This is a genomic window from Shewanella sp. FJAT-52076 (assembly GCF_019457455.1).
Lineage (GTDB): Bacteria > Pseudomonadota > Gammaproteobacteria > Enterobacterales > Shewanellaceae > Shewanella > Shewanella zhangzhouensis.
The window spans coordinates 883,546-904,205 of record NZ_CP080415.1 but is presented as its reverse complement, the minus strand read 5'-3'; the positions used below and the strand labels follow the sequence as shown (position 1 = coordinate 904,205).

Sequence of the window (20,660 nt, the reverse complement as noted above, 5' to 3'; positions counted from 1 at the left end):
TGACCCGCTTATTCCTGCGGGATCACCTTGGCGATATAAGGCAGGTTACGATACTTCTCGGCATAGTCGATACCGTAGCCAACGATAAACTCGTCGGGAATGGTAAAGCCGACAAAATCCACGTGTACATTCACTTCACGGCGCTCTGGCTTATCCAGCAGGGTGCACAGGGCCAGACTCTTTGGCTCACGCACCAGCAGGAGTTCACGCACCTTGGACAGGGTGTTGCCCGAATCGATGAGATCTTCAACGATAAGCACATCACGATCGGCGATATCTGACTGCACGTCTTTGAGGATCTTCACATCGCGGGAGCTGGACATGGCATTGCCGTAGCTGGAAACGCACATAAAGTCGATTTCCACATGGCCCTTGATACGGCGACACAGGTCAGCCATAAAGACCGCGGATCCCTTGAGCAGACCTACCATCAGCAGGCGTTCGCTGTTTTCATAGTGGGCGTTGATACGCTCGGCCAGTTCATTGAGTTTTTGGTCAATCTCGGCGGCCGAGATCATCTCTTCGATGGTGTGTTTCATAATACTCTCAATTATCAGAAGCTTGTGTGGCGCCTTCGCCACCATAACCCCAGCGCCTGGTCAGGCTGTGGGCTACGCCCAAATGGTCAAGAATTCGTGCGACTAGGAAGTCTACCAGATCCTGCACCGATTTGGGATGGTGATAGAAGCCCGGCGCCGCAGGCATAATCACCGCGCCAAGCTGGGTCAGCTTGAGCATATGTTCCAGGTGGATGGCATTAAACGGGGTTTCCCTTGGCACCAGAATGAGTTGGCCGCGCTCCTTGAGCACCACATCGGCGGCGCGCTCCAGCAGATTGTTGCTCATGCCGGTAGCAACCGCTGCCAGGGTACCGGTGGAGCAGGGACAAATGACCATCTGTTTTGGCGCAGCCGAGCCTGATGCCGGCGGCGAAAACCACTCATCTTTACCCAGCACCACCAGCTCACCGGCGTCGCAGCCAATAAAGCCACGGATTTGGGCTTCGGCCTTCGCGCCATCGGCCGACAGCTTAAGGCCCTCTTCGGTGGCAAACACCACCCGGGCGGCGCTGGAAATCATTAAAAACACCCGGTAATCGGCTTCAAGCAGGCATTTGAGCAGCTTAAGGCCGTAGGGTGCGCCGGAGGCACCCGTCCAGGCAAGACTGATGCTGTTTAGCTTTGGCATCAGGGGCTGATGTTCATTCATCTTGATTCACTTCTCTTAAGCGGTTCAGGCCAGCTTGGCAGCAATGGCTGCCTTCAGCTTGCCATGGATACCACCAAAGCCGCCGTTGCTCATCACCACCAGTTGGTCACCGCTCTGTACCCTGGCAGCCACCTTGGCCACTATGCTGTCGATATCATAGTCTACATCCACCGGCAGCGGTGCCTGGGCCATGGCATCGCGGATATCCCAGCCGATATTGTCGGCCTGATAGAGGAAAGCCTCGTCGGCCAGCGCCATGGACAAGGCCAGGGTGTCCTTGTGAACACCGCGTTTCATGGTGTTTGAGCGGGGCTCCAGCACCACAAAGATACGGGCATTCCCCACCTTGGCCCTGAGCCCCTTGAGGGTGGTTTCGATGGCCGTGGGATGGTGGGCAAAGTCGTCGTACAGGCTCACACCGCCAACCTCACCAATCAGCTCCAGCCTGCGCTTGGGGGGCATAAAACCGCTGAGAGCTTCGATGGCTGCCGCCGGGGCAACGCCCACGTGGCGCGCGGCGGCGATGGCCATGACCGCGTTTTCCATGTTGTGGCTGCCGATAAGCTGCCAGTCAAGCACGCCCTGCACTTCACCGCCAAACAGCACTTCAAATTGATGGCCATCGGCCGCCAGTGGTCTAACTGACCAATCGGCGTCCGCCTGATGGCTGAAGGTTTCCTGCTCGCTCCACAGTCCCTTGTCGATAACCTCGGCAACCGCTTTGCTGTCTTTGGGCCAAATCACCTTGCCACAACCGGGCACGGTGCGGATGACATGGTTAAACTGGCGCTGAATATCGGCAAGCGAGTCGAAAATATCGGCGTGATCAAACTCGAGGTTATTGATAACCAAAGTTTTTGGCTGATAGTGAACAAACTTGGAACGCTTGTCGAAAAAGGCGCTGTCGTACTCGTCGGCCTCGACCACAAAGAAGGGGGAGTTCCCCAGACGGGCCGATACGCCAAAGTTTTGCGGCACGCCACCAATCAGGAAGCCCGGCTCATAGCCGCAATGTTCCAATACCCAGGCCAACATGCTGGAGGTGGAGGTTTTACCGTGGGTACCGGCCACCGCCAGCACCCAGCGACCTTGCAGAATATGGTCGCGCAAAAATTGTGGCCCTGAGGTATAGGCCATGCCCTTATTGAGCACGGCTTCCACGCAGGGATTGCCCCGGCTCATGGCATTGCCAATCACCACCAAATCCGGTTCGCTTTCAAGCTGCACAGGGTCAAAACCCTGAATGAGTTCAATGCCCTGCTCTTCGAGCTGAGTGCTCATGGGCGGATACACGTTGGCATCCGATCCTGTGACCTTGTGTCCCATGGCCCGCGCCAGCAGCGCCAGACCACCCATAAAGGTGCCGCAAATCCCGAGAATGTGTACGTGCATAGGCTCCTGCCAATTCAGGTACGAAATTCATACCCAAAAGAATTGAAAAATCAGCGGCCATTGTACCTTCGCCTCCCCCCAAAGGCGAGCTTGGCTCGGTCAGTGGCCTTGACCCTCAGCACAAAAAAATTTCGCCGCCCGCCCCCATGGCAGGGCCTTTCGGGCAAGGCTAGAATGCTCGCCGGTTTGCCACCCAAGATCCCCGGGGTGTGCAGCCCCAAGCCCCCAACCCCTATCGGAATCCATATCCCATGTTGTCTCACACGTTTCGCCCCTGGGCCACGGCCCTGTTGTGCACACTGTTTTTGCAGGCCTGTGTTGCCCCCATGTTACTGCTGTCACCCCAGAGCCAACTGCTGTGGGCCCTGATGAAACCCTTGGTGGGACTGGATCCAAACGAAGTAAACCTGCTGCAGCAGCCCATGATAAGAAGCCGCCTGGAGCCCCTGCTGGGCGAGCATTACGGCACTGCCGTGAGCCTGCTGCAAACCGCTGATGAGCTGCAACAGGAAGGCCCGCTGTTTTATCTGGTGTCCCGCTACACGCCTGTGCCGGAGATGGCCGAAAAAGCCGGGTTTGTGTGGAACAGCGATACCAACCAGATGGCGGTGATGCTGATAAAGGGTGATGTGACCCAGGTCTTCGCCGAGCCGCTGCAGCAGGCCGTGCAGGGCACTCTGGCTTCGGCCGTTCCCACCTGGCCCAGCGCCCTTGAACCCTTTGCTCAAAGCGCCACCTCACTGAACCAAAACCAGAGTAACGCAGGAAAGGAAGCCATGAACCCGATGCCTGGGCCGCTTGCCACAGTGCCGCCCCAGGTTCCGGTTATTGAACACCAATAACAAGAAGGGCCCTCACTGGAGGGCCCTTTCTGACAACCAAATTGCGCAAGCTTTACACCAAAAAGCGCCCCACATTACCCGACAGCCCAGTGCCAATCTGGGCGATTTCGTCGGCCGCCTCCCGGGTGCGCCTGACAACACCGATACTCTCCTGAGAGAGCAAATTCAGTGAGCTGATATTCTGATTTACCTCATCCACCACCTTGCTCTGCTCCTCTGTGGCGGTGGCAATCAGGTAAATCAAATCCTTGGTGCGGGACACAGCCTCATCCACACCGGCAAGTGCCCGGGTGATGCTGCCAGACGCCTCGACCACTGAGTCCACCTGACGGGTGCCTGAGTCTATCGCCGATACGGCTTCACTGACTCCGGCCTCGAGCCCGGCAACCATGCGCTGGATATCCTCGGTGGATTGCTGGGTACGGCTCGCCAATGTTCTGACTTCGTCTGCCACCACGGCAAAGCCGCGCCCCTGCTCACCGGCCCTGGCCGCTTCGATGGCCGCATTCAGTGCCAGCAGGTTGGTTTGCTCGGCAATGCCCCGAATAACGTCCAGCACTGTGACGATTTGCTTGGACTCGGAGGCAAGATTCTGGATCACCTCGCTGGCATGGGAGACCACACCGGCCAGTTGCTGTACCCGATCAACCGATTGGCCCACCACGGTACTGGACTCCTTGATAAGGGTATTGGCATGCTCGGTATCGCTGAGGGCATTTTGGGAGCTGGCGGCCACTTCGTGTACGGCATGGCTCAGTTGATGCACTGCCGTGGCGATTTGCTCCAGATTGGCATTCTGCTCCGAGGAAATTTTTTCGCTCTCTTTGGCCGAATGATTGAGGCCTACTACCCGGGCATCCAGTGAAACCGCATCACTTTTGATGGTCGAAATCAGTTGCTGCAGCTTCATCATCAGGCCGTTAAAGGTTCTGGCCAGCAGCGACAATTCGTCACGGCCGCTGTCATCGAGCCTGCCACGCAGGTCCCCTTCCCCATCACTGATGGCGGCAATCATGGTATCGAGCTCTTCTACCCTGGAGGTGACCAATCTGGGGCCATACACCACGCTGATGATGCTGGCCAGCACCACCAGAATGATGATGCCAAACAACAGATTAATACCGCGTTGACTGGCTTCAAGCGCCTGACTGGTGACCTCATCTGCCTTGTTTTTTACCCATTCGCCGGTTTTGTCGTAGTGCCCGCGCAGTGCCTGAAACAAGGGTTCCACCACTTCATTGTTGTAGTTGGCGGCAGCCAGAGAACTCTGGCTATCCGCCATGGTAAACACCTGAGTGGCGGCTGCGAGCCAGGCATCGTATTCTCGCTGAAACTGAGCTTTGTTGCTCTGCAGCTCTGGATACTCCTTAAGCAGGCTCATCACCAGCGCCATCCTGTCCAGCGCCTGCTTGGCATTTTCATCGAAGTCCTGGCGGTATTTATCCCCACCTGACTGCCCGAGCAAACGGTACTGCACGTAATTTTGGCTGGCAGTAAGCGCCTGATAGAGATCCCGGTCGGCATTCAACCCCGCATCCACCGCCGACAGAAAGGTGGTCGCCACATTTTTGGCATCGGACGATAACCGCTTGGCGTTTAAAATACTCACCACTGCAATGGCAACCGTCATGACCACGATGACAACCAGCGGAATCGAAAACTTGGCTCTGATAGTTAACTCATTGAGATTCATATTTAATTTTCCTATTCTGATGTCTCGAGTGGCTGCGAAAGCGCTCAGGCTTTGTGCATGCAGGAACAAAATGCCCTCAGAAAAATGTAGCACAGCAGAAAAAAGCGGTAGCTTCAAAACTGACACTAATGCCTTGATAAGATAGCGCCGAACGCTAACCAGAGCCGATTGCCGGGACGACGCGAAGGCGACGATAATCATGCGGTCTCAGTAGAGAAGAGAGCACAGGAAACATTCAGCACAGTGATTGGTGCGTTTGACAAAGCCGCCCAGCGGCGATAACCCTGAGCGTAGCAGCTCTACTTGATGGGACAGAGTGACGAAGACAATGACGTCAGCTGCGACAGCAGGCATCGGATTTAAACGTCATCAATGGGAAGTGAAACATCCTGCAAGCTGATCTCACGACTGACAAAGCCGTCGAGTTAATATGGCCCTGAGCGTAGCAGCGCTACGTGATGGGACAGAGTGACGAAGACAATGACGTCAGCCGCGAGAGCAGGCAGCAGGATCAGTAGTCGAAGCCGGATTGGGCTTTGACTCCTGCCTCAAACGCATGCCTCACACACTCAATCTCACTCACGGTATCGGCAAGCTCCAGCAGCTGGCGGTGGCAGTTACGCCCTGTGACTATCACGTGTTGGTGGGGCGGCCGGTTTTTCAGGGCCGTTAACACCCGCTCCAGGTCCAGATAGTGGTAGCTCAACATATAGGTAAGTTCATCCAGCAGGATAAGGTCCAGGCTGTCATCCTTAAGCCAGGTCTCGGCCACGGCCCAGGCTTTTTCGGCTGCGGCAGTATCGGTTTCACGGTTTTGGGTTTCCCAGGTAAAACCCGTGGCCATGACTTCAAAAGGCACGCCAACACCTTCAAGCAGGTTACGCTCGCCGCAGTCCCAGCCGCCCTTGATAAACTGCACTACGGCGGTCTTTTTACCGTGGCCAACGGCGCGGGCAACAGTGCCGAAGCCGGCGGTGCTCTTGCCCTTGCCGTTACCTGTGATAACCATGAGCACGCCCCGCTCAATGGTCGCGGCGGCCACCTTGGCGTCCACGGCTTCCTTTACCTTTTGTTGCCTTGCCTTGTGGCGCTCGGCCTTGATTTCAGTCATCCAAATGTCCTGATAGCGTCATTAAAAGAGAGAATTGAGCCTGGCCATATCCAGGTGCTCAGCCAGAGTATCCGCCAGTCGGTCGAGCTGCTGCTCTCTGTGTTCCTCCAGCGACGAGCCCCGGCCATCACCGCGATAACCAGCCCAGGCGAGCACCGCATCCAGCGCCGCCGGGGTATCGAAAATGCCGTGAAGATAGCTGCCGAAGATGGCGCCATCGTCGCTGATGCAGCCCCGGTCGCTGGCAGGGTTGCCATTGTCGTCCACCAAAAACAGCGGCCTTGTAAGCTGTCCCAGCACTGTGGTGCGGCCACAGTGAATTTCATAGCCGCTTACCGCCACGGCACCCTCGCCGAGGCTAAGTTCTCCCGAAACATTGGCCAAAACCTTGGTGCCTTCAAGCTCGGTGATCAGGGGTAAAAGCTCCAGCCCATCAGTGCTGCCGGGCGCATCTTCTATGCCGTCGGGGTCATCGATTTCTATCCCCAGCATCTGATAACCACCGCAAATGCCCATCAGTTTGCCGCCGTACCTCAGGTGCTTTCGAAGGGCAGAGTCAAAGCCCCTGACTTTGAGGCATTCGAGATCGGCGCGCACATTCTTGCTGCCGGGCAGTATCACAAGGTCGGCGCCCTGCAGAGCATCAGGGCTGGCACTCTGAATATCCAGATAATCAAAATCCACCCCCGGATGCAGCCGCAGCGGATCAAAGTCGGTGTGATTGCTGGTGCGGGGGTACACCAGCACCCTCACCCGGAACCCGGCGTCGGAATCAGCACCCACTTGCTGATAGGGCACCAGCGCATCTTCGGCGTCCAATAACAGGTTGTGCAAATAAGGCACCACACCCAGCACGGGCTTGCCGGTATGGGCCTCGAGCCAATCCAGCCCCGGCTGCAGCAGGCTGATATCTCCGCGGAAGCGGTTTATCACAAAGCCCTTGATGCGCGCCTGCTCTGATTCTGACAGCAGCGCCAGGGTGCCCACCAGCTGGGCAAACACGCCGCCCTTATCAATGTCGGCCACTAAAATCACCGGACAGTCCACCGCTTCGGCAAAACCCATGTTGGCGATGTCATTTTCCCGCAGGTTGATTTCGGCTGGGCTACCGGCGCCCTCCACCAGCAGGTAATCGAAGGACTGCTGAAGACGATTGAAAGATTCCAGCACGGCATCCATGGCCATGGCCTTGTATCCCTTGCCCTCGGGGCCGAAAAAGGCCGATGCTTCGAGGGACGTGAGCGCCTTGCCATGAACTATGACCTGCGCCCGGGTGTCTGAGCCCGGCTTGAGCAATATGGGATTAAAATCGGTATGGGCTTTCAGCCCACAGGCTGCGGCCTGCAGCGCCTGGGCGCGGCCAATCTCACCGCCGTCTTCGGTCACAGCGCTGTTGAGGGCCATATTCTGGGGTTTGAAGGGCGCCACCTTCAGGCCTTGTCTGGCCAGCAGGCGACAAAGCCCGGCGACCAAGGTGGTTTTACCGGCATCCGAGGCCGTGCCCTGGATCATCAGCGTAGAAGCGCCCATGGGTTATCCTCCCATTTCAGCGTTGATGGCGGTGCCTTTCAGCGCCAGCGGCATCCCGGCCACCACCAGGGTCACCCTGTCGGCGATGGCGGCAATGGCCTGATTGAGCCACCCCGCTTCATCCACAAACTGGCGGCTGAGTTCGCCCAAAGGCACTATGCCTGAGCCCACTTCGTTACTGACCAGCCACAGCTGTCCACGAAAATCTCCAATGGCTTTCAGGAGCTCCTTACGTGCCTCGGTCATCTTCTGAGGCTTTGCCATCAGGTGATTGGTCAGCCATAACGTCAGGCAGTCCACCAGTACCGGCCGTGTCTCACCGGACAAGGCGCTGAGCTGCGCAGCCAAATCCAGCGGCGCTTCGATAAGGTGCCATTGGCAGTGTGCCTCTGCCCTGTCTTGCTGGTGACGGGCGATACGGGCCGCCATCTCATCATCCCCCGCAGTGGCCGTGGCAAGGTAAATCCCTCGGTGCGAAACCCGGGCAACCTGAGTCTCGGCAAAACGACTCTTGCCACTGCGGGCGCCACCGAGAACCAGATGGATCATGACTGACTCCACAGCAGCAGGAGCACTGAACAGACTTCAAGTTCAGGCATTGTCTGACAGGCGCCCTTAAGCGAATAAGCGCACACTGAGTAGCCTACAGCAGTGTTTGACCGGGCGATGACAGGCACACTCACGACTGACTCCACAGCAGCAGGAGTACCAGATAGACCACCAGCTCGAGTATTTGCTGACAGGCGCCCAGGGTGTCTCCCGTGTAGCCACCGATATGGCGTGACTGCCAACGGGCCAGCAGGCTGCGGGCCACAAAGAGGGTGATGAGTATCACCAGCGTCGCGCCCACGCCGGTAAGCAGCAAACAAATCACCCCGGCACTGAGCACTAAAAACAGCACTTCATCCCAATGCATCGACTGAGCCAGGGGCTTGGCTTTGCTTTCGGCATCTTCGCGCACATAGGTATGGTTGAAAATAATACTGGCGGCGAAGGCACGGCTTAAGGTATGCCCCAGCACCAGACCACCCACCACGCTGGAAACCGAGTAGAGTGCCAGTTCGCTTAACAGCTGAAATTTAAGCAGTAATGCCAGAACCAGCGCGAGAGAACCATAGGATCCGACCCGGCTGTCTTTCATGATTTCGAGCTTGCGCTCCCGCTCGAAGGCACCGCCAAAACCGTCTGCGGTATCGGCAAGGCCATCTTCATGAAAGCCGCCGGTGAGCAGCACAGTGGCAATCATGGCCAGCACCACGGCAACGGAGGCAGGAAAGATAAACTGGGTCAGGTAAAACACCAGGGCGGCGATAAGCCCAACCAGGGTGCCCACCAGGCCAAAGTAACGACTGGCGCGGTTTAAGCCTTCGCCGCTGTAATCGAGTTTTACCGGCACAGGAATGCGGGTAAAAAAAGTGAGCGCCAACAAAAACAACTCAAGTTCACGCTTAAAGGTCGACATAACTGCTCCCGCCCTAAGGCGTTACATCTGTAATTCCGGCGTCGCTGAAGCTCGCCATTTCACGATAAAAATTAGCCGCAGCCTGCACCAGTGGCAGGGCCAATGCCGCCCCCGTACCTTCACCGAGACGCATATCCAGGCTAAGCAGCGGCTCGGCCTCAAGGTGCGCCAGTATCAGCCCGTGGGCACGCTCTGCAGAGCGATGAGCAAAGATAAGGTATTCGCGGCTTTGGGGGAACATGTTCACGGCAGCGAGTGCGGCCGTGGTGGCAATAAAGCCATCCACCAACACAGGAATTCCCAGCTCGGCAGCCCCCAACATGGCGCCGGTCATCTCGACAATTTCAAAGCCGCCCACACAGGCAAGGATGGATTCGGGGCTGGTTAGCATATCCAGATGCAGCAAGAGCGCCTGCTCCACCAGCATCTGCTTGCGCTTGAGGGTGGCTGCATCCACCCCTGTGCCCCGGCCAACGCAGTCTTTGGCCTCAAGCCCCATGAGCGCGGCCATCACGGCGGCAGCGCTGGAGGTATTGCCAATGCCCATTTCCCCCAAAGCAATAAGATTGGTGCCTTCGGCGTGGTGGGCACGCACCCGTTCACGGCCAAAGGCGAGGCCATGTTCCACCTGACCAAGGGTCATGGCGGCGCGCTTGTGAATGGGGCCTGTGCCTGCGCCGAGGCGACAATCGGTCACACCCATCTCCCCTGGCGGCGCGCTGAGCATACCGGCGTCGATGATTTCAAGCTGCCAACCGAGCTGGCGGCAAAATACATTGATGGCAGCGCCGCCGCTGGCAAAGTTGGCGACCATCTGAGCAGTTACCTCAGGCGGAGCTATGGATACACCGGCACTGGCAATGCCATGGTCGGCAGCAAACACCAACATGGCGGGGCGCTTAATTTCCGGCGAATCGCCCAGCAGCCGCGCCAGATGCGCCGCCAGGGGTTCGAGCGCCCCCAGGGCGCCCCTTGGCTTGGTTTTATCGTCGATACGCGCCTGGATTTGCTCATCCCGTTCGCGGCTGACGGGAGATATATCAAACATCAGATATCCTTATTCACTCCTGCGGCCAAAGAGCAGCGTCAGGAAAAACACACTGCCAACCACAGCAGTAATCACCCCCACAGGCAGCTCCTGTGGCGGCAGTAAACTGCGAGTCATCACATCGACCCACACCATAAAAAGTCCACCCAGCATGGCCACAATCAGCAGCGACTGACTGCCGGGAAACAGCAATCGGGTGATGTGGGGGATCATCAGCCCCACAAAACCAATGCCACCGCAGCTGGCTACCAGCACGGCTGTCATCAAAGAGCACATCAGCAAACTGATAATGCGCAGTTTGGCAACGGATACCCCAAGGGCATGGGCAGTTTCATCACCGGCACTGAGGGCAAAGAGCTGCCGCCGAACCAGCAGCAAAAAGCCCACAAAGGCGCCAAACACCAACCAGGGCAACCAGAGCAGATCCCATGCGGCGCGGGCAAAGCTGCCCAGGCTCCAGAATATCACCGACGCCGTCACCTGGGGGCTTGAAAAATATAGAAGCAAACTGCCGAGGGCGCCGAATAAAAAGGAGGTGGCAACCCCGGAAAGCAGCATGCGCTCCACCTGGCTTTGCAGCCCAAAGCCACTGAGGGTGAGCACCACCAACACAGAGGCACTGGCACCGATAAAGGCCCCCAGCGGCAGGCCGATGGCGAGCAGCACCCCGTGGGTAATTCCCAGGCTGAGTACCACAATCGCCCCCAGGCTGGCACCGGCACTGATCCCAAAAAGATAAGGGTCAGCCAGGGGGTTTCGGGTCACCAGTTGCAGCGCCCAGCCGGAGAGCGCCAATCCCGCGCCACACACAAAGGCCAGGAGGATACGCGGCAACCTCAGCTCCAGCAGAATGCGGCTGTCGAGATAGGCCACATCGGCGGGGCGCTCGCCAATCAGCGCATGCAGGTACACCGACATGGCCTCGCGAAAGCCGATGTCCACGGCGCCAAAAATACTGGCCAGTACCGGCGATAACAGACAGGCCAGAATAAGCGCCAGCACCATCAGCTCCCGGCGTCCGAGCGGGGTTAACAGGGCTTTGAGGGCAGTCACAGGCTCACCTCTTTGCGGCCTTGGGGGGCGGTGCGTGCATCATAACCATAGTAGTAATGGATGAGCGGACGGCCATGCTGGGGGTGAGGCTCTACCGTGGTGCACACCCCAAATACAGAGGCGAGCATGGCCTCGGTGAGCACTACCTCAGGCGTGCCCGAGGCTTCCAGGCGGCCACGGGACATCAGCAGCAGCTCATCGCACAGGGCACTGGCCAGGTTCAGGTCGTGGATGGTGCAAATCACGCAGATATCCAGGCGTTTGAGGAGTTCCAGCACTTCGATTTGAAAGCGCACATCCAGGTGGCTCGTGGGTTCATCCAGGATCAAAAACTGCGGCTTTTGCACCAGCGCCCGAGCAATGAGGGCCCGCTGTTTTTCACCACCGGACAGCTTGCCAAAGGGTTGGCGGCCATAGCCTTCGAGCCCCACTTCCGCGAGAGCCGCTACAATGCCGGCCTTGTCGGCGGCGCTGTCGGCAGCAAGCCAGCCCTTGTGGGGGATAAGCCCCATGGCAACAACGGCTTCGGTGGAGAGATCAAACAGGGGCGGTAATTCCTGGGGTACCACGGCCACGGCGCGGGCAAAGCTGCGCCTGGAATAGAGGTGAATGTCCTGACCATTGAGCAGTATGCTGCCACTGTCCGGGCGAATATAGCGGTACAGGCAGCGCAGCAGGGATGACTTGCCGGCGCCGTTGGGGCCAATAACCCCATACATACCCTTGCCGGACAGGGCAAAGCTTACGCCGTCCAGCAGCGGCCGCTCCCCTACCCGCCAGCAGAGGTTGCTGACTTCGATGGCCGGGGTCATGGTGTTACCCCATTAAACAGGTACCCGGGTTCCCTCTGGGGAACGGGCATGGCAATTTGGCTCATATCACTCCACCGGGTAACCCGCCCGGACAGGGAAAGTAAAAGAAGCACAGGGGCAGGTATCCTGACTCGGGGGAATTCCCCCACACAGTTGCGGGCACAGTCCGGGCTGATACCTTATGGTATGTCCCCGGTTCCCTTTTCATGTCGGGTTGGCTTGGCCCCCGACACCCCTGGCATTTATGGCCGGAGCAGTGACTCCGGTCCGCAGATTATCAGACCTTTCACCTACCTGGTAAAGGGCCAAAAGACTGGGTGAAGCGCAATATTCTCAGCTGCCCCAGAGTAATCGCCCCTGCCAGCCACCATTTGTGCGGTACCAACGGGTGTGCACCCGGGCGCCGTAATCCAGCTCCAATGCCCCATAAAAACCCGCTGCCCGCCCCGCCCCCAAAATAGCGGCCATCAGGCAACGGATAACGCCGCCGTGGGTCACCACCCACAGTGGCCCGGCATCATTAAGCGGCGCCTGTGCCAGCAGCCCTTGCAGCGCCTCTGCCACCCTGGCTTCAAAGGCGTGCATGGGCTCGCCGCCCTCGGGCGTTATGGCCCAGGGGTCTTGCCACCATGCCTCCATTGGAGCGGTTTGCCAGAGCAGTGCTATGGACTGCCCATCCCAGACGCCAAAGTCCATCTCGGTTAGCAGAGGCTCAAAAAGTATGTCTGGTGGATTACTCCCGGGGTGTGCAGCTGTGATTTCAGCCTGCAAGGCTTGTGCGAGCCGCGCGCAGCGCTGCAAAGGCGATGAGATGATTCGGGCAGGTACCGCCATGTCACGGGCCTTGCCGGCAATGGCGATGAGGGCACCTTCACTGGGCTGGGCATCGCTTCGTCCCCGCAGCACGGCGCCATCTTCACACTGGCCATGGCGCCAGAAAATAATGTCAAGGGGTGACATCTGGACATGGCTTTTGTCGTCCAGTGAGTCCCCATGAGCTTTGGCGTTATCCTTTTCCACAGCCACCACAGCGTCAGCGTCTTGCCTGTGCATCTTGCTCTACCCCGTTTTTATATCAGCGTCCTGTGGCGGCCTCTTTCAGGTCTTACCCAGACCTGGGGCTGGCCTCACTGCTGGTGCCAGGCGCGTCGCTTGCTCCTGAGCCTTCGCTTGCCCCTAAAGCTAAGTTTCGCGTATTATGGACGTCTATACGTATAAATGTCCAAATCAAATTAAGCGGGCGCCGTACCGGTTTTACCTTTTCAGCGGCATCAACCCGGCTTAGGCTACACAGGACAGTCACTTTTTTGTACTTTGCAGGTGTTTTTTATGGCAACTCCAGTGTTATCCCAGGCGACCAGGGCGCTTGCCCACAACCGTCAACAGCGACTGAACGAGGATCTCTCCAAGCGTATTCTTATCCTCGACGGCGCCATGGGAACCATGATCCAGGGCCACAAGCTGGAGGAAGAACACTATCGCGGCAGCCGCTTCGCCAACTGGCACTGTGACGTAAAAGGCAATAACGACCTCTTGGTGCTCACCCAGCCTGAGATAATCAAGGGCATTCACCGCGAGTATCTGCTGGCCGGTGCCGATATCATCGAGACCAACACCTTTAACGCCACCACGGTTGCCATGGCCGACTATGAGATGGAGGCGATCTCGGCCGAGATTAACCTTGTTGGTGCCCGCGTCGCCCGTGAAGTGGCCGATGAAGTGGAAGCCCAAACCGGCATCCCCCGCTATGTGGCCGGCGTACTTGGCCCCACCAACCGCACCTGCTCCATCAGCCCGGATGTGAATGACCCGGGCTACCGTAATATCCACTTCGATGAGTTGGTGGCCGCCTACCGTGAGTCCACCGCCGCTCTGATTGAAGGCGGCGCCGATATCATCATGGTGGAAACCATTTTCGATACCCTGAACGCCAAGGCGGCACTGTTTGCCATCGAATCGGTTTTTGATGAGGTTGGTCTGCGCCTGCCGGTGATGATCTCCGGCACCATTACCGATGCCTCCGGCCGCACCCTGACCGGCCAGACCACCGAAGCCTTTTATAACTCGCTGCGCCATATCAAACCCATCAGCATGGGCCTTAACTGTGCCCTGGGGCCAAAAGAGCTGCGCCCTTACGTGGAAGAACTTGCCCGCATCAGCGAATCTTATGTGTCGGCCCACCCCAATGCGGGCCTGCCAAACGAGTTCGGCGGCTACGATGAAACGCCCGAAGAAATGGCCGACATCATAGTCCAGTGGGCCATCGAAGGCATGCTGAACATAGTCGGCGGCTGCTGCGGCACCACTCCGGATCATATCCGCGTTATCCGCGAAGCCGTTGAAAAACACGCCCCCCGCAAGCTGCCGGAGATCCCGGTTGCCTGCCGTCTCGCCGGGCTTGAACCGCTTACCATCAGTGCCGACAGCCTGTTTGTAAACGTGGGTGAGCGCACCAACGTCACAGGCTCAGCCAAGTTTTTGAAACTGATTAAAGAAGGCCAATACGAGACCGCGCTGGATGTCGCCCGGGATCAGGTGGAAAACGGCGCTCAGATCATCGATATCAACATGGATGAGGGCATGCTGGACGGCGAAGAGGTGATGACCACCTTCCTCAATCTGGTGGCCTCGGAGCCTGAGATCAGCAAGGTGCCCATCATGATTGACTCCTCCAAGTGGGAAGTCATAGAGGCGGGCCTTAAGTGCGTGCAGGGCAAGTGCATCGTCAACTCCATCTCCCTTAAAGAAGGCGAAGACAAGTTTATCGAGCAGGCCACTTTGGTGAAGCGCTACGGCGCCGCCGCCATCATCATGGCCTTCGATGAAACCGGCCAGGCCGACACCCGTGCCCGCAAAATTGAAATCTGTACCCGCGCCTATCGCATTCTGGTGGACAAAGTCGGCTTCCCGCCGGAAGACATTATCTTCGACCCCAATATTTTTGCCGTGGCCACCGGCATCGAAGAGCACGACAACTACGCGGTGGACTTTATCGAGGCGGTGCGCGACATCAAGGCCACCCTGCCCCATGCGATGATTTCCGGCGGCGTGTCCAACGTGTCCTTCTCGTTCCGTGGCAACAACCCTGTGCGTGAGGCCATCCACGCCGTGTTCCTCTACCATGCCATTAAAGAAGGCATGGACATGGGCATTGTGAACGCCGGGCAGCTGGCGATTTATGACGATATCCCCGCTGAGCTTAAAGAGCGGGTCGAAGCCGTGGTGCTTAACCTGCCCTGCCCTGTGGCCGACTCAAGCAACACTGAGCAGCTCCTTGAAATCGCGGAAAAATATCGCGGCGGCGCTGGCAGCGGTGCCGGTAAAAAAGAAGATTTGGAATGGCGCAGCCTGCCGGTGAACAAGCGCCTTGAGCATGCGCTGGTAAAAGGCATTACCGAATTTATCGACGCCGACACCGAAGAAGCCCGACAGCAGGCCACCCGTCCGCTGGATGTGATTGAAGGCCCGCTGATGGACGGCATGAACGTGGTGGGCGACCTCTTTGGCGAGGGCAAGATGTTCCTGCCCCAGGTGGTTAAATCCGCCCGGGTGATGAAAAAGGCCGTGGCCTATCTAAATCCCTTTATCGAGGCCGAAAAGGTCGCCGGCCAAAGCAACGGCAAAGTGCTGATGGTCACGGTAAAAGGCGACGTGCACGACATCGGCAAGAACATAGTCGGCGTGGTGCTCGCCTGTAACGGCTACGAGGTGATTGACTTAGGCGTTATGGTGCCGGTGGAGAAAATCGTCGAAGTCGCCAAAAAAGAGCAGGTCGACATCATCGGCATGTCGGGGCTGATCACCCCGAGCCTCGATGAAATGGTGCATAACGTGAAAACCTTCGAGCGCGAAGGGCTCACCATTCCCGCCATCATCGGCGGCGCCACTTGCTCGAAAATCCATACTGCGGTAAAGATTGCGCCCCACTATCCCCACGGCGCCATTTATATTCCGGATGCGTCCCGCGCCGTGCCCATGGTGAGCAAACTCATCAACGATGAGACCCGCGATGCCACCATCAAGACCACCTACGATGAATACCATGTGATGCGCGAAAAGCGCCTTTCACAGGCCAAGCGTAAGGAAATTGTCTCCATCGAGGCGGCGCGGGAAAACCGCTGCCAGCTCGACTGGGCCAACTACCAGCCAAAGGTGCCCAACAAGCTTGGCATTCAGGTGTTTGAAGACTATCCGCTGGATGACTTGGTCGATCGCATCGACTGGACGCCGTTTTTCCGCGCCTGGGAACTGCACGGCCACTTCCCGCGCATTCTCGACGACGAAGTAGTAGGCGAAGAGGCCCGTAAGCTGTACGCCGACGCCAAAGCCATGCTGCAAACCATCATCGATGAAAAGTGGCTTACCGCCAAAGGGGTGATTGGCCTGTTCCCGGCCAATACCATAAACCATGACGATATCGAGCTTTACACCGACGAGAGCCGCAGCCAAGTGCTGATGACCACCCATCATCTGCGGATGCAAATCGAGCGGGTGGGTAACGATAACTTCTGTCTGTCGGACTTTGTTGCCCCCAAAGACAGCGGTGTGGCCGACTACACCGGCGGCTTTGCGGTGTGCGCAGGCCACGGTATCGATGAGCATCTGGCACGCTTTGAAGCCAACCACGATGATTACAACGCCATCATGCTCAAGGTGCTGGCCGACCGTCTGGCCGAAGCCTTCGCCGAGCGCATGCACGAGCGGGTGCGTAAAGAGTTCTGGGGTTATGCCAGCGACGAAAACCTCGACAACGAGGCGCTTATCCGCGAGAAATACCGCGGCATCCGTCCCGCCCCCGGCTACCCCGCCTGCCCGGATCACACCGAGAAGGGCCTCTTGTGGGATTTGCTCAAACCCAACGAGTGCATTGACCTCAATATCACCGAAAGCTTCGCCATGTACCCCACAGCGGCAGTAAGCGGCTGGTACTTCGCCCACCCACAGGCCCGCTACTTTGGCGTGACCAACATCGGCAAGGATCAGGTAGAAGACTACGCCCGCCGTAAGGGGATGACCGTGGCTGAAGCGGAGAAGTGGTTAACACCAGTGCTCGACTACGATCCAGAGTGACCGTTGGCACTCTTTAAAAATAAAAACAAAAGCCGCATTGAGCGGCTTTTGTTTTTTGGGCTGACGCCCGATTGTGGCTGCCAGCCCCTTGTTCACTAATTACCTAATGACTCACTGCAATCTCTGCCTTGCCTCATCACTGGCTGTGAGCCTTCGCAAATCCCCATCCGTGACACGCTGCAAGTACATCCCTGTAAGCTCGACGACAGCATCCATGCTGTCGACGGTCACTATTGGGGATATGCCAGTGTTTGGTGCAACCTTCCACAACCGTGTTATGCCTGTCCTGACTGATTCGCCCCCTACGCTCGAGAGAAAATCAGCGTTGATACCTAACGACCAAAACTGTATCGATCCACAGTATGATTTTAAAAATGACGTTTTTTGCGTTCCGCATCAGTCTGTCCTTGCGTACTATTTCTGAAACATTTTTTATAACATGTAGAATTTCAACAGCTTACAACTGCTGCGCGAAACAAAGCGAGCGCAAATCATGCTCATGCGCACTTTCCACCCAGAACGATTTTTGTTAAGTTGAAAATCAAATTTAAAAACAGTGTGTTGTGTGAAATCTTACTAAGTGGTCCGATGTAAGATTATGCGCATGCGCACTATACAACTGTTATGTGAATAGGAGGAACTATGGAGTACAAACTGAGAGTGCAGTCTTTAATTGACGAGATGGCAAATGTCGTTTGTGACTTTATCCAGGCTTCAGAGTCCGGCTTTAATGATGGTTGGGTTCCTGCTACATACATCAAGGACCAGCTTGAGTTAAATAAGTCTGCATACCCGCAAGGGAATAAAATTGATAATAAAACGGGTTGGTTCTTTGCTACAATTGCTCGTCATTTACAAGACGAAAACAAGGTCTTGTTTAAAAAGATCGGCGGTCGGTCATATTACAAAACCTGTGATTAAAATAGTGCTCTTAGGCCGATAGGGGTAATAGGTGGGGGACTGGCAATCCCCATGACGATTGTTGGCTCTGTAGCCCTTTTGTTGTTTGTGTTGCGTTACGTAAGTATTAGATTGGTTCCATCGGATCAAGACAGCATTAAGGAGGTGTCTATGGTTAAAACATTAAAAGCTCGTACTCGTATATTTTTAAGCTCTGTTGTTGAAAGTTTATGGGCTACTGGAGTCGGGGTCGTTGCGGGACACCTATCCGCCTAAGTGCATTATTCACATAACAAACGCATCAAGCCGCCCCCTGAAATGCGGGGGCTGGTACGCCAAAACTACACGGCATTCAGTTTTGTGCTTCGCCCAAGTTTAAACCAAATGCCGCTACGTTTTGTCGCCCCTTATGCGGGCGTTATATTTCATAGGTCAGCATGACGATCTTTTTCTATACAAAGACAGATGAGTTTGGCGAATTCAGTAACTTCTCAAAGTTCGGTGTTGAGATGGACGGGGTTTGGTGGCCCACGGTGGAACACTACTTTCAGGCTCAAAAATTTGAGGATAAAGAGCATCAAGAAAGAATCAGAACAGCCTATACCCCCAAAATAGCTGCTGAACTTGGCAGGAGCCGGAAAGTAGCTATAAGAACTGATTGGGAACAAGTTAAGGATAACATTATGTATGAAGCCGTCCTGAAAAAATTCAAAACCCATCCTATGCTCGCCGAATTACTTAAGTCTACAGGAGCCCAAGACATCGTTGAGAATGCGCCGGGTGATTATTACTGGGGTTGCGGTCAAGATGGGACTGGCCAAAATAAACTAGGAAAGATTTTGGCTAGGGTTCGCGATGAAATATAACAAGTTGCTGTTATTCGTTACGGCCACAAAAAGCGTGGCCTCCACCGGACGCGCTAACGCGCGCCGCAAAGCAAAGCGTTAATTGCACATACAGAGGGAAATACTGTGCCTAGAAAAGTAGTAGAAACATCTATAGGGAATACTTCCATTAAGTTCGAGAACACTTGGTTTAGTGGAGCAAAGCTCTTCGTTGATGATGAGTTAGTCGTTAAAGACAACTCCCTTTTCTCTTTAGATAAAAAAACACCGTTTGTTTCTAAGAAGATAGTCGTTGATGGTGCTGTACACTTAATAGAAGTGTTTGTTTATGCACTTTGGGATGTGAAAATCAAACTCAATTTGAACGGTAAATACGCTGCTGGCGACAAGTTCTAGCAATTAACAATTCGCTGTAGCAAAACGGCCCTAAATACACCGCTTCGCGGCGGGCTGTTGGATTCGCTCCTTCGACGCTCACCTCGCGGCTGCTTTGAGCGTTGACGAAGGAGACAGGACAGGCATAGCCTTCCTGCGCCCCAACTTGAGCTTCTGCACAAAGGCTATTTCCCCGAGCGGTTCAGTACAACGAGTGCGATGCCGCCGAGGACGGCGGTGGAGCAGAGGATGAGTCTGAGGCTGAGTGGTTCGCCAAGCAGTAACAGGCCGCCGAATGCGACCATGATGGGTACGCCGAGCCGGACGGTTGCAGCCGTGGTAGCGAATTAATAAGACAATTAAACCTTTTTTGTAGGGGACTGATTGGGCCGCCTCAGCGCAATCATTTGGATTTCAGTAAACGGGCGCTTCATTCGCCTGGTGTTCGTGGCAAGGGGGCGTGTCGGGGTTTATACCTTAAGGGCATACACCGGCGGCACGCAGGAGGACCCTATGAATACGCCGTTAACCGATGAGGCTCTGGACACCCTGTTCCGCACGGCCCGCACCCACGGCCACTGGCTGGATAAGCCCGTTTCCGATGAGACTTTGAAGCAAATCTATGAACTGATGAAATGGGCCCCCACCAGCGTCAATGGCAGCCCGGCGCGGATACTATTTCTGCGCAGTGAGGCTGCCAAACAGCGGCTGTTACCGGCGCTGGCCTCGGGCAATGTAGAAAAAACCATGACGGCGCCGGTGACCGCCATCATAGGCTACGATCTGCGCTTTTACGAACGCTTACCCAAGCTTGCGCCCCACAATCCGGCAATGAAAGATATGTTTATCAAGGCACCGGAGCTCGCCGAGGTTACCGCCCGGCGCAACAGTTCGCTGCAGGGGGCGTATTTTATCCTCGCCGCCCGCGCACTGGGGCTGGACTGCGGCCCCATGTCCGGCTTCGATAATGCCAAGGTGGATCAGGAATTTTTCGCTACCGGTCAGCAGGCCTACCCCGATGAGCAGGAATTTTTCACCACTGGCTGCACCCGCAGTAACTTCCTGTGTAATCTCGGCTATGGCGACAGCAACAAGCTGCATCCCAGGCAACCGAGGCTGAGTTTCGACGAGGCCTGTCAGCTACTTTGATTAAGTGCTGTGGATAGGCGAGCCGCTTTTGCTTCACCAGCAGCGGCAGAGCTTATGATACTCAGCAAAAGGCTGGACTTTCATTAGGCTTAAAAATGCCTCAAACATTCACGCCGTGGGCCGCTTCTCGCTTCAAGCTGCCCGTCAGTCAGATTAATGAAATTTAAAG

Annotated in this window: 18 protein-coding genes and 1 riboswitch; of the genes, 6 read left to right on the top strand and 12 right to left on the bottom strand. The window is 56.3% G+C overall.

Annotation, left to right across the window (positions count from 1 at the left end; all coding sequences use genetic code 11):
- Window positions 1–8: 8 nt before the first annotated feature.
- The 3 genes from hpt to mpl are packed head-to-tail and all read right to left on the bottom strand — an operon-like array spanning window position 9 to window position 2,601.
- Entirely contained in the window at window positions 9–539 is a 531-nt protein-coding gene (hpt, locus tag K0H79_RS03900; RefSeq protein WP_011758888.1) for a hypoxanthine phosphoribosyltransferase, read from the bottom strand.
- Between the two features lie 7 nt (window positions 540–546).
- Window positions 547–1,188: a flavin prenyltransferase UbiX gene (locus K0H79_RS03895; RefSeq protein WP_220078080.1), complete on the bottom strand. Its 642-nt coding sequence runs from the start codon at window positions 1,186–1,188 to the stop codon at window positions 547–549.
- A gap of 45 nt (window positions 1,189–1,233) precedes the next feature.
- The gene (mpl, locus tag K0H79_RS03890; RefSeq protein WP_220077394.1) at window positions 1,234–2,601 is read right to left on the bottom strand and encodes a UDP-N-acetylmuramate:L-alanyl-gamma-D-glutamyl-meso-diaminopimelate ligase; all 1,368 of its coding nucleotides are present in this window, start codon (window positions 2,599–2,601) and stop codon (window positions 1,234–1,236) included.
- A gap of 251 nt (window positions 2,602–2,852) precedes the next feature.
- Here mpl and K0H79_RS19290 point away from each other — a divergent pair, with 251 nt between their 5' ends.
- Complete coding sequence (locus tag K0H79_RS19290) at window positions 2,853–3,443, top strand: hypothetical protein (RefSeq protein WP_258405471.1); 591 nt, start codon at window positions 2,853–2,855, stop codon at window positions 3,441–3,443.
- Window positions 3,444–3,495: 52 nt separating this feature from the next.
- Here the strand turns inward: K0H79_RS19290 and K0H79_RS03880 are convergent, their stop codons facing one another.
- The 9 genes from K0H79_RS03880 to K0H79_RS03840 form a co-directional block, all read right to left on the bottom strand.
- On the bottom strand, window positions 3,496–5,136 hold the full coding sequence (locus K0H79_RS03880; protein WP_220077393.1) for a methyl-accepting chemotaxis protein: 1,641 nt from the start codon (window positions 5,134–5,136) through the stop codon (window positions 3,496–3,498).
- Between the two features lie 511 nt (window positions 5,137–5,647).
- The gene (gene cobO, locus K0H79_RS03875; RefSeq protein ID WP_220077392.1) at window positions 5,648–6,247 is read right to left on the bottom strand and encodes a cob(I)yrinic acid a,c-diamide adenosyltransferase; all 600 of its coding nucleotides are present in this window, start codon (window positions 6,245–6,247) and stop codon (window positions 5,648–5,650) included.
- A 21-nt stretch (window positions 6,248–6,268) separates the two neighbouring features.
- On the bottom strand, window positions 6,269–7,777 hold the full coding sequence (locus K0H79_RS03870) for a cobyric acid synthase (RefSeq protein ID WP_220077391.1): 1,509 nt from the start codon (window positions 7,775–7,777) through the stop codon (window positions 6,269–6,271).
- Between the two features lie 3 nt (window positions 7,778–7,780).
- Window positions 7,781–8,326, bottom strand: coding sequence for a bifunctional adenosylcobinamide kinase/adenosylcobinamide-phosphate guanylyltransferase (gene cobU, locus K0H79_RS03865; protein ID WP_220077390.1), 546 nt, complete (start codon window positions 8,324–8,326; stop codon window positions 7,781–7,783).
- Window positions 8,327–8,456: 130 nt separating this feature from the next.
- Entirely contained in the window at window positions 8,457–9,239 is a 783-nt protein-coding gene (locus tag K0H79_RS03860; RefSeq protein ID WP_220077389.1) for an adenosylcobinamide-GDP ribazoletransferase, read from the bottom strand.
- Window positions 9,240–9,252: 13 nt separating this feature from the next.
- The gene (gene cobT, locus K0H79_RS03855; RefSeq protein WP_220077388.1) at window positions 9,253–10,287 is read right to left on the bottom strand and encodes a nicotinate-nucleotide--dimethylbenzimidazole phosphoribosyltransferase; all 1,035 of its coding nucleotides are present in this window, start codon (window positions 10,285–10,287) and stop codon (window positions 9,253–9,255) included.
- Window positions 10,288–10,296: 9 nt separating this feature from the next.
- The gene (locus K0H79_RS03850) at window positions 10,297–11,292 is read right to left on the bottom strand and encodes an iron ABC transporter permease (RefSeq protein ID WP_258405521.1); all 996 of its coding nucleotides are present in this window, start codon (window positions 11,290–11,292) and stop codon (window positions 10,297–10,299) included.
- A gap of 44 nt (window positions 11,293–11,336) precedes the next feature.
- Window positions 11,337–12,152, bottom strand: coding sequence for an ABC transporter ATP-binding protein (locus K0H79_RS03845; RefSeq protein ID WP_220077386.1), 816 nt, complete (start codon window positions 12,150–12,152; stop codon window positions 11,337–11,339).
- A 98-nt stretch (window positions 12,153–12,250) separates the two neighbouring features.
- Window positions 12,251–12,404: riboswitch (cobalamin riboswitch) on the bottom strand.
- 81 nt (window positions 12,405–12,485) lie between these two features.
- Complete coding sequence (locus tag K0H79_RS03840) at window positions 12,486–13,205, bottom strand: histidine phosphatase family protein (protein WP_220077385.1); 720 nt, start codon at window positions 13,203–13,205, stop codon at window positions 12,486–12,488.
- A 276-nt stretch (window positions 13,206–13,481) separates the two neighbouring features.
- On the opposite strand from K0H79_RS03840, the gene metH reads away from it, so the two are divergent.
- From metH to K0H79_RS03815, 5 genes are all read left to right on the top strand, one after another.
- Window positions 13,482–17,222, top strand: coding sequence for a methionine synthase (gene metH, locus K0H79_RS03835; protein WP_220077384.1), 3,741 nt, complete (start codon window positions 13,482–13,484; stop codon window positions 17,220–17,222).
- A gap of 642 nt (window positions 17,223–17,864) precedes the next feature.
- A complete protein-coding gene (locus K0H79_RS03830) occupies window positions 17,865–18,143 on the top strand; it encodes a hypothetical protein (protein WP_220077383.1) in 279 nt (92 codons plus the stop codon).
- Window positions 18,144–18,559: 416 nt separating this feature from the next.
- Window positions 18,560–18,988 carry an NADAR family protein gene (locus K0H79_RS03825; protein WP_220077382.1) on the top strand — a complete coding sequence of 143 codons (429 nt, stop codon included), beginning with the start codon at window positions 18,560–18,562 and terminating at the stop codon, window positions 18,986–18,988.
- A gap of 105 nt (window positions 18,989–19,093) precedes the next feature.
- The gene (locus K0H79_RS03820; protein ID WP_220077381.1) at window positions 19,094–19,363 is read left to right on the top strand and encodes a hypothetical protein; all 270 of its coding nucleotides are present in this window, start codon (window positions 19,094–19,096) and stop codon (window positions 19,361–19,363) included.
- Window positions 19,364–19,855: 492 nt separating this feature from the next.
- Window positions 19,856–20,491: a malonic semialdehyde reductase gene (locus K0H79_RS03815; RefSeq protein ID WP_220077380.1), complete on the top strand. Its 636-nt coding sequence runs from the start codon at window positions 19,856–19,858 to the stop codon at window positions 20,489–20,491.
- Window positions 20,492–20,660 lie beyond the last annotated feature (169 nt).

Excerpts from the sequence above, each read along its gene's own strand:
- K0H79_RS03895 (WP_220078080.1), bottom strand. The coding sequence starts at position 1,188 with ATGCCAAAGCTAAACAGCATCAGTCTTGCCTGGACGGGTGCCTCCGGC.
- K0H79_RS03815 (WP_220077380.1), top strand. The coding sequence starts at position 19,856 with ATGAATACGCCGTTAACCGATGAGGCTCTGGACACCCTGTTCCGCACG.
- cobU (WP_220077390.1), bottom strand. The coding sequence starts at position 8,326 with ATGATCCATCTGGTTCTCGGTGGCGCCCGCAGTGGCAAGAGTCGTTTT.
- K0H79_RS19290 (WP_258405471.1), top strand. The coding sequence starts at position 2,853 with ATGTTGTCTCACACGTTTCGCCCCTGGGCCACGGCCCTGTTGTGCACA.
- K0H79_RS03850 (WP_258405521.1), bottom strand. The coding sequence starts at position 11,292 with ATGGTGCTGGCGCTTATTCTGGCCTGTCTGTTATCGCCGGTACTGGCC.
- K0H79_RS03830 (WP_220077383.1), top strand. The coding sequence starts at position 17,865 with ATGGAGTACAAACTGAGAGTGCAGTCTTTAATTGACGAGATGGCAAAT.
- K0H79_RS03825 (WP_220077382.1), top strand. The coding sequence starts at position 18,560 with ATGACGATCTTTTTCTATACAAAGACAGATGAGTTTGGCGAATTCAGT.
- cobO (WP_220077392.1), bottom strand. The coding sequence starts at position 6,247 with ATGACTGAAATCAAGGCCGAGCGCCACAAGGCAAGGCAACAAAAGGTA.
- hpt (WP_011758888.1), bottom strand. The coding sequence starts at position 539 with ATGAAACACACCATCGAAGAGATGATCTCGGCCGCCGAGATTGACCAA.
- metH (WP_220077384.1), top strand. The coding sequence starts at position 13,482 with ATGGCAACTCCAGTGTTATCCCAGGCGACCAGGGCGCTTGCCCACAAC.
- K0H79_RS03845 (WP_220077386.1), bottom strand. The coding sequence starts at position 12,152 with ATGACCCCGGCCATCGAAGTCAGCAACCTCTGCTGGCGGGTAGGGGAG.
- K0H79_RS03840 (WP_220077385.1), bottom strand. The coding sequence starts at position 13,205 with ATGCACAGGCAAGACGCTGACGCTGTGGTGGCTGTGGAAAAGGATAAC.
- K0H79_RS03860 (WP_220077389.1), bottom strand. The coding sequence starts at position 9,239 with ATGTCGACCTTTAAGCGTGAACTTGAGTTGTTTTTGTTGGCGCTCACT.
- K0H79_RS03870 (WP_220077391.1), bottom strand. The coding sequence starts at position 7,777 with ATGGGCGCTTCTACGCTGATGATCCAGGGCACGGCCTCGGATGCCGGT.
- K0H79_RS03880 (WP_220077393.1), bottom strand. The coding sequence starts at position 5,136 with ATGAATCTCAATGAGTTAACTATCAGAGCCAAGTTTTCGATTCCGCTG.
- mpl (WP_220077394.1), bottom strand. The coding sequence starts at position 2,601 with ATGCACGTACACATTCTCGGGATTTGCGGCACCTTTATGGGTGGTCTG.
- cobT (WP_220077388.1), bottom strand. The coding sequence starts at position 10,287 with ATGTTTGATATATCTCCCGTCAGCCGCGAACGGGATGAGCAAATCCAG.